The sequence below is a fragment of the Microbacterium sp. NPDC064584 genome, from assembly GCF_040687315.1.
In the GTDB taxonomy this organism is placed as follows: Bacteria; Actinomycetota; Actinomycetes; order Actinomycetales; family Microbacteriaceae; genus Microbacterium; species Microbacterium lacus.
In genome coordinates this window covers 216,430-229,263 of record NZ_JBFBMZ010000004.1, presented here as the reverse complement: position 1 = coordinate 229,263, position 12,834 = coordinate 216,430, and the positions used below count along the sequence as shown (strand labels likewise).

The window sequence follows — 12,834 nt, the reverse complement described above, 5'->3', positions numbered from 1 at the left end:
CCGCGGCACTCCCGGTCTACGGGCCACCGCCCTGGCGCCGGCTAGGACAGCGCGGCCCGCACGCGCCCGACGTCGTCGTTCATCTGCGCGACCAGCGCCTCGAGCCCCTCGAACGCCGCCATCCCGCGGATGCGCCGGACGAACTGGACTTCGACGCGGTGACCGTACAGATCGAGGTCCGATTCATCCAGCACATAGGCCTCGACCTGGCGTCGCTCGACGTCGTCGAAGTGCGGGTTGACGCCGATCGAGATCGCGGCGGGGTACCGCACTCCCGAACGCAGTCCGTTCGCGGATCCCTCGTCGATGAGCCAACCGGCGTAGACGCCGTCCGCGGGGATGAAGCCCTCGGAGTCCGGCGAGAGGTTCGCCGTCGGGAAACCGAGCTCGCGACCGCGCTTGAGTCCGTGGACCACTTCGCCCCACACGGATGCCGGCCGGCCGAGCAGCTTCGCCGCCGACTCGACGTCCCCCTCGGCGAGCACTTCGCGGATCCACGTCGAGGACACCCGACGACCCGCTCCGACCGCCCGCACGTCGTCGACCACGTCGACGTCGAAACCGAACTCGCGACCGAGCGTGCGTAGCATCTCCGGGTCGCCCGCTCCCCCGCGCCCGAAGCGGAAGTCCCCGCCGACGAGCACGGTGCAGGCGCCGAGCGCGGTCACGAGCACGCGCTCGACGAAATCGCGCGGCGAGAGGTCGGCGAGCTCCCTGTCGAAGCGCAGGACGAGCACCGCGTCGACGCCCGTCTCGGCGAGCAGCTGCACCTTCTGGTGCACGCCGATCAGATCGTCCGGGCACAGATCGGGTCGCAGCAGCGCGAGCGGGTTCCGGTCGAAAGTGACCGCGACCACGCGGGCATCCGTGGTGGCGGCGTCGACCCGCGCCCGATCGATCACGGCGCGGTGACCGGAGTGGACGCCGTCGAACTTGCCGATCGCCACGACCGAGGGGCCGAAGCCGTCGGGGACCTCGGCAGGGTCGTGGAACACGATCACGCGCGGACCGCCGCGGGATCGGCATCCGTCGGCGACGCACTGCGCGGCCGATGCGTGACGAGCCACCAGATCCCGAAGAACGGCAGCACGAGCGGCACGAACAGGTACCCCATCCCGAACCACGACCACACGGTCGGGTGGGCGAACAGGTCCGGCAGCAGCAGGCTCAGCGTTCCGATCACGAGAACTCCGGCCAGCTCGAAGCAGATCGCCACCCACGCCGTGAGGTACCAGCCCCGGGAGCCGGCGAACACGAGGGCGAGCGTGGCGATGATGTACACGACCGCGGACGCAGCGGAGAGGCTGTAGGCCAGCGGGGCCTCCTCGAAGCGCTGAGCGATCTGGACGAACGAGCGGCCGGTCGCGGCGAGCGCCATGATCGCGTAGACGATCACCAGGACGCGTCCGATTCCGGACATGCGGGGGCGGGCTGAGGGCGACATGGCGGGTCAAGCTTACGTGCTGGCTCAGGCGACCTGGATCGTCCAGATCGCCTGCATGCGCCACACCATGACCGCCACCGCGAGCGCTCCGATCCCCATGATGACCGTGCTCCAGCGGCTCCGTTCGAGCAGTGCCCACGCGACCGCGGCGGGCGGGATGAGCGCAGCCGAGACCAGGTAGACCCAGAACTCCAGCAGGCTCCCCGTAGGCGGGTTGCCGGCGAGCGGAGCGATGATCGCGACGATGATCTGCGCGATGAGCAGGAGTTCGAGCAGCGCGAGACCGGCGACGCTCAGGTCGCTCGGGCGCCGGCCGGCAAGGCCGAGCACGACGCACAGCAGGCCCGCGATCACGGCGACCCCGACTTGGACGAAGGTGAACCACAGGATCATGCGCTCGTCTCCTCGGGGAGGTTCATGACGCTCTTGAGGTCGGTGCCGCGGCGCTCGACGATCCCCACCAGGACGCCCGACGGATCGATCGCCGCGGTCGGGTTCCGTGTCATGCGCGTCGCCGCCCCGGCGATCCGCTTGCCGTGACGCAGATCACGGGCCTCTTCGCCGGTCACCTCGATCGCGCCCAGGACCGCGCGGGCCGCGCCGGCGGGGTCTGCGAGCGCGGCGGCCGAGATCGCGTCGACGGATGCCGCACCGGCGACCTCGAACGGGCCGATGCGCGTGCGCCGCAACGCCGTGAGGTGTCCGCCCACGCCGAGCGCGGCGCCGAGGTCGCGGGCGAGCGCGCGGATATAGGTGCCGCTGGTGCAGTCGACCACGACATCGAGGTCCGTGAAGCCGCCGTCGACGCGACGGCGGCGGACCTCGAAGCGGGACACCGTCACGCTGCGGGCGGAGAGCTCCACCTCCTCCCCCGCACGAGCGAGGTCGTACGCGCGGCGCCCGGCGACCTTGATCGCGGACACGCGGCTCGGCACCTGTGAGATCTCGCCGGTCAGCGCGGCGATCTCGGCGTCGATCCGCGCGGGGTCGAGGGATGCGGCATCCGTCACCCGCTGGATCTGCCCGTCGGCGTCATCGGTGTCGGTGGACGCGCCGAGCCGGATGGTCGCCTCGTAGGTCTTGTCGAGGCCGACGATGTAGGTCAGCAGTCGCGTCGCGCCCTCCACACCGAGCACGAGCAGACCCGTCGCCATCGGATCCAGCGTGCCCGCGTGTCCGATCTTGCGGGTGCCCAGGGCGCGCCTCGCGCGGGCGACCACGTCATGACTCGTGATGCCTCCCGGCTTGTCGACCAGGAGGATTCCGGCGGCGACCATCAGCAGTAGTCCGCCCAGACGCGGGACGGATGCGCGAGGTCGGTGTTGTCGACGATCGCGGATGCCGCAGCCCGCGGATTCGCCTCCTTGAGGTACAGCTCCTGGCCCTGGCGGTAGCGCGCGTTCGAGGGCGCGGAGGGGCTCGGATCGGAGCCGTCCCGCAGCGCTAGTCGCTGTGCGGCCACATCGATGGGGACATCGAGCCAGACCGACCAGTTCCAGAGGTTCCTCAGCTCGGGACGGTGCAGGAAGATCCCGTCGACGATGAGGACGGCATCCCGCGGCGCCGTCGTCCACGCCGACTCGACGGGCTGGTCGCGCACGACGTCGAACGCGGCGAGCTGGAACCCGGTGCTCGCCCCGGTCTGCCCACCCTCCCGGAACGGGTCGATCAGGACACGACGGAAGGTCGTGAGGTCGTAGGAGTCGCGGTAGAAGCCTTCGGGCGACTGCCTGCCACGCGCGTACCGCTCCGCCCGCGGGCGGTGGAAGTCGTCGATCGAGGCGCGGAAGACCGCGGAGCCGTCCTCGGCGAAGACATCGGCGAAGGAGTCGGCGAACACGGTCTTGCCCGCACCGTCGATGCCGTCGACCGCGATGATCACCCGGCCACCGCGATTGTGCTGACGCACTTCGTCCCGGAGGCTGCGCAGCAGCGTGGTGACCGGGGTGGTGGGCAGGCGCATGGCTCTCAGCCTATCCGCGCGGGCTGTGCGCCTTCCCTGCCGCGAAGGCCCTGGGCGACCGCACGCATCACGAGATCCTGCACTTCGTGCCACCGTCACCCAGCCCTTGCGCACCCGCACGATCTCACCGCGCGCCACGGCGGTGCGGACGTGATGGTCGCTGTGACCGTGCAATCCGAGCGAGCGGGCACGCATGATCCCGCCCGCCGCGTCGAGGATTCAGAGGGACCGAGGGCTCCGATCACCCTCCGAGACCGAGATCCCCTCCGCATCCGCGACCGCCCCCTGCTCGTAGGCTGGTCGGCATGCCCGAGCTCGCCGCCCCGCTCATCGAGTGGTACCGGAAGAACGCCCGGGAGCTCCCGTGGCGGGCACCGGGATTCGGCGCCTGGGGGACGCTGGTCAGCGAGTTCATGCTTCAGCAGACACCCGTCAACCGCGTGATCCCGCACCTCGAGGCGTGGCTGGCGCGCTGGCCGGCACCCACCGACCTCGCCGCCGCCGCTCCGGCGGACGCCGTGCGGCAGTGGGCGAACCTCGGCTATCCCCGGCGTGCGCTGTGGCTGCACCGCGCCGCGGTCGAGATCCGCGATCGCCACGCAGGAGTCGTGCCGCGCGACGTCGATGACCTCCTCGCCCTCACCGGGATCGGCGACTACACCGCCCGCGCGGTCGCGGTGTTCGCGTACGGGGAGCGGCATCCGGTGGTCGACACGAACACGCGCCGCGTGATCGCCCGCGCGGTCGGCGGACGCTCGCAGCCCGGGCCTCCGACGCGCAGCGACCTCGCGGACATGGCCGGGCTCCTGCCCGCCGGACGCGAGGACGCCGCGACGTTCAACGCCGCGACGATGGAACTCGGCGCCGTGGTGTGCACGGCACGCGCGCCGCGTTGTGACTCATGCCCGATCACGCGTATCTGCGCGTGGCGCACCGCCGGCTACCCCGACACCGGTGACGACCGACGGCGCCAGGCGCGTTATGAGGGCAGCGACCGGCAGGCTCGCGGCGCGGTGCTGAAGACGCTGCGGGATGCCGATGCCGCGGGCATCCGCACGGACGAACTCCTCGCCGAGTGGTCGGATCCGCACCAGCGCGACCGCGCGATCACCTCGCTCGCCGACGACGGACTCATCGAACTCGTGGACGGGAGCGCGCGGCTCCCGCACTGAGGTCACCCCTCGCGGGCGGCGCCCTCGTCGTCGGCTTCGTCTTCGGCCTCGTCGAGCTCGCGGGGCTTGACGTACGGATCGGCGTCGCCGGCGTACTGAGCGGATGCCGCAAGACCCGCGACCGCCGCGTCGCGCTCACGCGCTTCACGCAGCAGCGAGGCGATGTGGTCGGCGTTCTCGGGGATCGCGTCGAGGATGAACTCGAGCGTCGGCGTGAGGCGGGTGTTGAGGTTCTTGCCGACCTCGGAGCGCAGCAGGCCGGTGGCGGACTTGAGTGCCGCCGCCGTGTCGGCGCGCAGCGCCTCATCGCCCATCACGGTGTAGAACACCGAAGCGTGCTGGAGGTCGCCGGTCACCTTGACGTCGGTGATCGTGACGAATCCTAGCCGCGGATCGCGCAGCCCTCTCTCGAGGCGCTCCGCCAGCACCACGCGGATGCGGTCGGCGACGCGCGCCTGTCGTTCTCCAGCCATTTCCTCACTCGCCTTTCTTCACTCACCGCGGGGTGAGGGTCAGCGGAGGTGACGGATGTCCCTCCCCGGCAGTCGGGGTCTTGGGGGTTCCCGTTGCCGGGGAGGGACATCCGTCGCCGCAGCGTCAGCAGATCAGCCGCGCGGCTTCTCCACCATTTCCGTGGTCTCGATCTCGTCGCCGATCTGGATGTCGTTGAACTTGCCGAGGCCGATACCGGCCTCGAAGTCCGTCCGCACCTCGGTGACGTCGTCCTTGAAACGACGCAGCGACTCGATCTGCAGGCCGTCCGCCAGCACGACGCCGTCGCGGATGACCCGCGCCTTCGCGTTGCGCGTGATCGTCCCGGAGCGGACGATCACACCGGCGATGTTGCCGAACTTCGAGGAGCGGAACACCTCGCGGATCTCGGCGACACCGGACTGAACTTCTTCGAACTCCGGCTTGAGCATGCCCTTGAGGGACTGCTCGACGTCGTCGATCGCGTTGTAGATGACCGAGTAGAACCGGGTGTCCACTCCTTCGCGGGACGCACGCTCGCGCGCCTTCGTGTCGGGGCGGACGTTGAAGCCGATGATGATCGCGTTGTCGATCGTCGCCAGGTTCACGTCGGACTCGGTGATCGCACCGACGCCGCGGTGGATGATCCGCAGCTGCACGGAGTCGTCGACCTCGATCTTCAGAAGCGACTCCTCGAGCGCCTCGACGGCACCCGACACGTCACCCTTGATGATGAGGTTGAGCGATTCGACCTTGCCCTCCTGCAGAGCACGGGTGAAGTCCTCGAGCGAGATGCGCTTGCGGGCCTTGGCCAGCTGCGCATTGCGCTCGGCCGCTTCACGCTTCTCGGCGATCTGGCGGGCGAGGCGGTCCTCGTCGGTCACGATGAACGTGTCACCGGCACGGGGCACGGAGTTGAGCCCCTGGACCTGCACGGGTCGCGACGGCCAGGCTTCGAGGACGGGCTCGCCGTTCTCGTCCGCCATGGCGCGCACGCGGCCGTACGCGGTTCCCGCGACGATCGCGTCACCGACGCGCAGCGTTCCGGACTGGATGAGCACGGTCGCCACCGAACCGCGGCCCTTGTCGAGCTTCGCTTCGATCGCGACGCCGCGGGCCGCCTTGTTCGGGTTCGCAGTGAGGTCGAGCCCGGCATCCGCCGTCAGCAGGACGGCGTCCAGAAGCTCCTGGATGCCGGTCCCGGCGCGCGCCGAGACGTCGATGAACATCACGTCGCCGCCGTACTCCTCGGCGACCAGGCCGTACTCGGTGAGCTGCTGGCGCACCTTCGCGGGGTTCGCGTCGGGCTTGTCGACCTTGTTCACGGCCACCACGATCGGCACGTTCGCAGCCTGCGCGTGGTTGAGCGCCTCCACCGTCTGCGGCATGATGCCGTCGTCGGCGGCGACCACGAGGATCGCGAGGTCGGTCACCTGCGCACCACGGGCGCGCATGGCGGTGAACGCCTCGTGACCCGGGGTGTCGATGAAGGTGATCGCGCGCTCGATGCCCTCGTGCTCGGTCCAGACCTGATAGGCACCGATGTGCTGCGTGATGCCACCGGCCTCGCCGGCGACGACGTTGGTCTGGCGGATTGCGTCGAGCAGTCGGGTCTTACCGTGGTCGACGTGACCCATGACGGTCACGACCGGCGGACGGATCTCGAGGTCGTCCTCGTCCTCGTTCTCGAGTTCGGCGTCGAGGTCCAGACCGAAGCCCTCCAGGAGCTCCTTGTCCTCGTCCTCGGGCGAGACCATCTGGATCTTGTAGCCGAGCTCTTCGCCGAGGACCTCGAAGGTCGCCTCGTCGAGGGATTCGGTGGCGGTGGCCATCTCACCCAGGTTGAAGAGGATCGTCACGAGCGTGCCGGGCTGCACGGTGTAACCGCGGATCGCCTCGAGCTTGTCGGCGAAGTCGGCGATCGACGCGCCACGGCGCAGACGGATGATCTCGCCGTTGCCCTTCTGGACGTTGACGCCACCAACCTGCGGGGCATCCCGCATCTCGAATTCCTGCCGCTTCGCCCGACGCGACTTGCGCTGCTTGGACTTGCCGCCGCCCTTGCCGAAGGCACCCGCGGTGCCACCGCCGGGGCCACGACCACGGCCGCCGCCGCCGCCGGGACGACCGGCGAAGCCGCCGGGCGCACCGCCGGGGGCACCACCGGGACGCTGGAAGCCCCCACCGGCACCTCCCGGACGGCCGGGACCGCCGGGTCGCTGCTGGAAGGGCGCACCGGGACGACCGCCCGCACCGGGGCGACCGGGACGCGCACCGGGTGCACCCGGACGCGGGGCACCGGGACGCGGGGCCTGCGGACGCGGGATGTTGCCGGGGCTCGGCGCGGGCCGCTGGCCCATGCCCTGTGCGCTCGCGAACGGGTTGTTGCCCGGGCGCGGTCCGGCGGGCCGCTGGCCCATGCCCTGAGCGCTCGAGAACGGGTTGTTGCCCGGGCGCGGAGCGCCGGGCGCGCCACCGGGACGCGGTGCGCTCGGTGCGGCGGTCTCCGCCGCAGGCGTGCTCGCGGCAGGCGCGGGCGCGCTCGGCGCGGGTGCCGGAGCGCTGGACGCCGCGGGGGCGGATGCCGCAGCCGGGGTCGGCGCCGCGGGAGCGGCGGGTGCCGGCGCGGCCGGGCGCGGCGCGCCCGGGCGCGCGGCACCGGGCTTGGCGGCGCTCGGCGCGGCGGTGGCTGCCGCCGGAGCGGATGCCGCAGCCGGCGCGGCGGCCGGCTTACCGGCGCCGTCCGCCTCGAGGGCGGCGCGGAGCTTGCGAGCCACGGGGGGCTCGATGGTGGATGAGGGGCTCTTGACGAATTCGCCGAGCTCCTTGAGCTTTGCAAGAGCGATCTTGCTGTCGACACCGAGTTCGGAAGCGATCTCGTGTACGCGTGGTTTGGCAGCCACAATTCTCCTGTCTGGGGTTGGTCCACCCAGGCAGGGCAGACCTCAGTCGCGGACGGGTCTCATTTCGAGCCGTTCACTTTGTTTCCATAGCCGTTCAGCCGTTTCTCGAAGGTCTGCGTATCCAGAGGACCTGACACACGCAATGCCCGTACGAAAGCGCGTCGCCGCAGAGCGGCATCCATGCATTCCGTGCTGTCGTGCACCCACGCGCCCCGCCCCGGCATCGACGCGCCGACATCTGCGATGAGGGTGTGATCGACGGCCACGACTCTGAGGAGTGCGGACCGGGGGGCACGCGTGCGGCATCCGACGCACGTCCGTACGGGCTCTATCTTACACCTCGGGGCGGACGGGGCATGCCTCAGGACTCCAGGACGCTGTCCGGCTGGATGTCGATCTTGGCGCCTGTGAGCTTGGCGGCGAGGCGCGCGTTCTGCCCCTCCTTGCCGATCGCGAGCGACAGCTGGTAGTCGGGGACGAGCGCCCGCACCGCCTTCGTGGAGGCGTCGAGGATGAAGCTCGAGGTGACCTTCGCCGGCGACAGCGCGTTCGCGACGAACTTCGCCAGCTCGGCGTCGTAATCGACGATATCGATCTTCTCGCCGCCCAGTTCCTCGGTCACCGCCCGCACGCGTCGACCGAGCTCACCGATGCACGCGCCCTTCGCGTTGATCGTGGGATCCGTCGCCCGCACCGCGATCTTCGTGCGGTGCCCGGCTTCGCGGGCGAGCGAGACGATCTCGACGAGCCCCGCATTGATCTCGGGCACTTCGAGCGCGAACAGCTTGCGCACGAGCCCCGGGTGCGTCCGCGACACCGTGATCTGCGGACCCTTCGTGCCCTTGGCCACGGACGTGACGTAGACGCGCAGACGGGAGCCGTGCGCGTAGTCCTCCCCCGCGACCTGCTCCTCGGGCGGGAGGATCGCCTCGATGGATCCGAGATCGACGTGCACCATGCGGGGGTTGGGCCCCTGCTGCACGATACCGGCGACGATGTCGCCCTCCTTGCCCCGGAACTCGCCCAGCACCGCGTCGTCGGCGATGTCCCGCAGCCGCTGGCTGATGACCTGCTTCGCCGCGAAAGCCGCGATGCGCCCGAAGTCGTCCGGGCTGCTCTCCTCTTCGCCGATGATCGCGCCCTCGTCGTCGGTGAGCGGCAAGAAGACCGCGACGTGACCCGTCTTGCGATCGAGGACCGCGCGGGCGCCGGCGGGCAGTTCGCCGGTCGGCGAGGTGTGCTTGGCGTAGGCGGTCAGGATCGCCTGTTCGATGATGCGCGCGAGCTCATCGAAGGGGATCTCCTTCTCTCGCTCAATCGTCCGCAAGAGTGACAGATCGATGTCCATGCGTGACCTCCCTATTCAGCTGTCGCCGTCGCGCGAGCGGCGCGCGGCATCCGTCCAGGGTACCGGATGCCGGCCGCGGTGTTCTGGGCGGCTGCTGGTCAGCCTCAGCGCCCGCCCGCCATACTGACCCCATGGATGCGATCAACGAATGGCTGCTGACCTGGGGCGACGCGCTGTGGACGTGGGTGGTCCTGCCGGTCGTGATCCTGCTCGGCCTGTACTTCACGCTGCGATCCGGGGTCGTGCAGTTCCGGCTCATCCCCGAGATGTTCCGCACCCTCACCGACAAGACCCCGCGCGATGCGGGCGGGCGCCCGCAGTCGGTGTCGGCATTCCAGGCCTTCACCATCTCTGCGGCCTCACGGGTGGGAGTCGGCAACATCGCCGGGGTGGGCACGGCGATCGCCATCGGCGGCCCGGGAGCGGTGTTCTGGATGTGGTTGATGGCCTTCATCGGAGGCTCCTCGAGCTTCATCGAGTCCTCCCTCGCCCAACTCTTCAAGATCCGTGACAAGGACGGCTTCCGAGGCGGACCCGCCTACTACATGCAGCGGGGGCTCAAGGCACGCTGGATGGGCGTCCTGTTCGCGGTCATCCTGATCGTCTGCTTCCCGATCGCCTTCAGCTCCCTCCAGGCCAACACGATCCAGGCCACCCTCGCCGGCAGCTTCGGTGAGGACTCCGCAGGCTGGCTGCCCTGGGGAGTCGGCATCGGGCTGGCGGTCCTGATGGCCCTGGTCATCTTCGGCGGCGTCCGTCGGATCGCCTCGGTGACACAGCTGCTGGTCCCTGCCATGGCGCTGCTGTACCTGATCGTCGGGATCGTCATCCTCGTGATCCATGCCGACCGCATCCCCGCGGCCTTCGCCTCGATCTTCACGGAGGCGTTCGGCTTCAACGAAGTCGTGGGGGCGAGTCTCGGCTACATCATCCTCACCGGAGTCAAGCGTGGGATGTTCTCCAACGAGGCGGGTCTCGGTTCCGCTCCGAACGCCGGGGCGACGGCGGCGGTCACCCACCCCGTCAAGCAGGGCCTCGTCCAGACCCTCGGCGTCTATTTCGACACCTTCCTGGTGTGCTCGATCACGGCGTTCATCATCCTGGTCTCCGTTCCCGATCTCTCCGAGGCCGGGCGCGGGATCGGACTCACACAGGGCGCGATGACGAGCACGCTCGGCGAGTGGTCGAACGTGCTGTTGAGCGTGATCATCTTCCTTCTGGCGTTCAGCTCGATCCTCGGCAACTACTACTACGGCGAATCCAACATCGAATTCATCACGCCGCGTCCGGCCGTGCTGACCGCGTACCGGCTGCTGGCGGTGGTGGCGGTCTTCGTCGGATCGGTGATCTCGGCCGACGTGGTCTGGAACTTCGCCGACGGAGCGATGGGGCTCATGGCGCTGGTCAACCTGATCGCGATCGCCCTGCTGTCGGGCATCGCCTTCCGACTGCTGAAGGACTACACCGCTCAGCGTCGCGCCGGGCGGAACCCCATCTTCACGCGCGCGCTCATGCCCGATGTGGACGGGATCGCGGTGTGGGAGGACGAGCTGTCCGTCACGGGGCCGGTGGACCTTCCCACGAGGGACCACGAGGCTCAGAAGCACCGCGATCACCTGCACCGCGCCACCGCGGATCGCGACGCCGACCCCTTCGGCTAGCCCGTCACTCCTCGGCGTCGACGGCGTAGCGGGCGCAATCGGAAGCCGGTGCGTCGGACCCGGAGAACCGGTCATCCGTCCAGCGCACGAGCGTCCGCAGGAATCCCGATGAGGGGACGATGAGCGAGCGGTGGTCGCCGGTCGCGAACTCCACCCACCGGACCGGCACTCCCGCCGCACAGGCGTCACGGACGAAGTGCTCGGGCAGATCGGACGGGATCACCTCGTCCTGATCCGACCATCCGATCAGCACGGGGCCGCGCCACGGACCGATCGCACGGTTCTGTTCGAGCCGTCGGCCGAGTGCGCCCGCGGTCAGGTTCGCGGGATACAGGGGCCTGTCGGCGGACACACCGAGCGACGTGATCGCCGACACGAACAGACCCGGTTCGCTGAGGCACCGCTGGGTCATCTCCCGGACGATCGATCGGCCGGAGGTGACCACGTAATCCTCGACGTTGACGTCGGGGTACACGTCCGCGTACGGCACGAGCACCCAGGAAACGAGGATCGACAGCTCCGCGCCGGCATCGCGGCCCGCGAGCTCGCGCGCCATCGCCAGAGGATCGGTCACCGGAGCGAGCGCCGCCGTGCCGAGGATGCGCAGCTCGGGCGCGTACTCGGCCGCGACCGGATCGGTCCACAGGGCGGCGTGCCCGCCCTGTGAGTGCCCCCACACCACGACGTCGCGGGAGAGACGGACGTCCTCCAACTCGCCCGCCGCGCGGATGGCGTCCAGGCTCGACCGCGCCTCGCCCTCGCCGATCAGATACGGGAAGCGACCCGCCGCTCCTCGACCGGTGTAGTCCGATGCCACGACCACCCAGCCGCGACGCAGCGCCTCCGAGACCGCGGGGATCGCCCACCGGGTCGCGGTGGAGTCCATCAGGCTCGGCGCACATCCGCGTGCGACCCCGGTCGTCCCCCAGTTCCAGGACACGACGGGCCGTGGGCCCGGAGGCAGGTCGGTCGGGATGATGACCAGAGCGCTGGCCACGGCGCGCACGCCGACGGCATCCGTCGTGCTGTACAGGATCCGGCGCACCGTGCCGTCCGCGGGCGCGGAGCCGGCGTACGCGTCCGAGCGGATCAGCTCCCCCGGTCCGTCGGGAGCATCCGCCGGGGCGTTGTAGAACGCGTCGATCACGGGCGCACCCTCCGCGAGCCACCCGTTCACGCTCCAGGCGGTCCCGGCGAGGACCACCAGGACGACGGCGAGCGCGTAGCGGCCGGCATCCGCGAGCCTGCGACCGCGCGGTCCGCGACCGGAATCGCCCAGAGTCGGCGTGCGCCCCGCGAGCCGACGCCCCGCACGCCACACGAGCGATCCGCCGTAGACGATCGTGCGCACGCCGAACAGCACCGCCGCGATCAGGAGTGTCAGGTCGGGCCACGCGAGCGCGAGGACTCCGAAGACGATCTGCGCGACACCCGATGCACCCGACAGCACTCGCTCGCTCACCCGGCCGCGCAGGACGCCGGCCAGCGACCCGAGGCCGCCGATGATCAGCAGGACCGCGAGGACGGCCGGAAGGATCTCGAGACTGCGCCCGACGAAGAGCAGCACAGCGAGACCGCCGACGATCCACAGAACGCACACGATCCGATACCAGACGGTGCGGGAGCGCTCGGAGTCGGCGAGATCGAGGACCCCGGCGAGGATCGCAGCGACCCCGACCACGATTGCGAGCAGCCAGAGCGAGGTGAGCGGGCGCGTCACGATGAAGACGCCGAGCGCGAAGACGGAGATGCCGATCGCGAGTGCCGCCGGCGCGGGCGCCGCTTCGATGAGCCGGAGAGCCCGCCGCAGACGGGGCCTCGGCACCGCGGGAGGGGACGGCACACTCACTCGGGCCATCCTAGATCGGACCG

At 70.2% G+C, this 12,834-nt stretch carries 12 protein-coding genes; 2 read left to right on the top strand and 10 right to left on the bottom strand.

The features are described from left to right. Positions 1–41: 41 nt before the first annotated feature. From AB0P18_RS08585 to AB0P18_RS08565, 5 genes are read right to left on the bottom strand one after another with little or no spacing between them, the layout of a single operon-like run. Positions 42–1,001, bottom strand: coding sequence for a bifunctional riboflavin kinase/FAD synthetase (locus AB0P18_RS08585; RefSeq protein ID WP_363359691.1), 960 nt, complete (start codon positions 999–1,001; stop codon positions 42–44). Next, positions 998–1,444, bottom strand: a complete 447-nt coding sequence (locus AB0P18_RS08580) for a hypothetical protein (protein ID WP_344052788.1) — start codon at positions 1,442–1,444, stop codon at positions 998–1,000. The genes AB0P18_RS08585 and AB0P18_RS08580 overlap by 4 nt, the downstream gene beginning before the upstream one ends. Positions 1,445–1,468: 24 nt before the next feature. Then, on the bottom strand, positions 1,469–1,837 hold the full coding sequence (locus AB0P18_RS08575; RefSeq protein ID WP_344052786.1) for a hypothetical protein: 369 nt from the start codon (positions 1,835–1,837) through the stop codon (positions 1,469–1,471). Beyond that, a complete protein-coding gene (gene truB / locus AB0P18_RS08570) occupies positions 1,834–2,721 on the bottom strand; it encodes a tRNA pseudouridine(55) synthase TruB (RefSeq protein WP_363359690.1) in 888 nt (295 codons plus the stop codon). The genes AB0P18_RS08575 and truB overlap by 4 nt, the downstream gene beginning before the upstream one ends. Next, on the bottom strand, positions 2,721–3,407 hold the full coding sequence (locus AB0P18_RS08565) for a uridine kinase (protein WP_344052782.1): 687 nt from the start codon (positions 3,405–3,407) through the stop codon (positions 2,721–2,723). The genes truB and AB0P18_RS08565 overlap by 1 nt, the downstream gene beginning before the upstream one ends. Positions 3,408–3,712: 305 nt before the next feature. Between AB0P18_RS08565 and AB0P18_RS08560 the strand changes: the two genes are divergently transcribed. Continuing rightward, positions 3,713–4,579 carry an A/G-specific adenine glycosylase gene (locus AB0P18_RS08560; RefSeq protein ID WP_363359689.1) on the top strand — a complete coding sequence of 289 codons (867 nt, stop codon included), beginning with the start codon at positions 3,713–3,715 and terminating at the stop codon, positions 4,577–4,579. A 2-nt stretch (positions 4,580–4,581) separates the two neighbouring features. Here AB0P18_RS08560 and rbfA read toward each other — a convergent pair whose 3' ends face one another. The 4 genes from rbfA to nusA all read right to left on the bottom strand — a co-directional run bounded on the left by rbfA (position 4,582) and on the right by nusA (position 9,301). Next, a complete protein-coding gene (rbfA, locus tag AB0P18_RS08555; RefSeq protein ID WP_363359688.1) occupies positions 4,582–5,052 on the bottom strand; it encodes a 30S ribosome-binding factor RbfA in 471 nt (156 codons plus the stop codon). A gap of 132 nt (positions 5,053–5,184) precedes the next feature. Next, entirely contained in the window at positions 5,185–7,953 is a 2,769-nt protein-coding gene (gene infB, locus AB0P18_RS08550) for a translation initiation factor IF-2 (RefSeq protein ID WP_344052776.1), read from the bottom strand. Between the two features lie 59 nt (positions 7,954–8,012). Next, positions 8,013–8,285: a YlxR family protein gene (locus AB0P18_RS08545; RefSeq protein WP_344055807.1), complete on the bottom strand. Its 273-nt coding sequence runs from the start codon at positions 8,283–8,285 to the stop codon at positions 8,013–8,015. Between the two features lie 29 nt (positions 8,286–8,314). After that, on the bottom strand, positions 8,315–9,301 hold the full coding sequence (gene nusA / locus AB0P18_RS08540) for a transcription termination factor NusA (RefSeq protein WP_344052774.1): 987 nt from the start codon (positions 9,299–9,301) through the stop codon (positions 8,315–8,317). A 131-nt stretch (positions 9,302–9,432) separates the two neighbouring features. Between nusA and AB0P18_RS08535 the strand changes: the two genes are divergently transcribed. After that, complete coding sequence (locus tag AB0P18_RS08535; RefSeq protein WP_363359687.1) at positions 9,433–10,962, top strand: alanine/glycine:cation symporter family protein; 1,530 nt, start codon at positions 9,433–9,435, stop codon at positions 10,960–10,962. A gap of 4 nt (positions 10,963–10,966) precedes the next feature. Here AB0P18_RS08535 and AB0P18_RS08530 read toward each other — a convergent pair whose 3' ends face one another. Further along, entirely contained in the window at positions 10,967–12,787 is a 1,821-nt protein-coding gene (locus AB0P18_RS08530; RefSeq protein WP_363359686.1) for a lipase family protein, read from the bottom strand. Between the last annotated feature and the right edge of the window lie 47 nt (positions 12,788–12,834).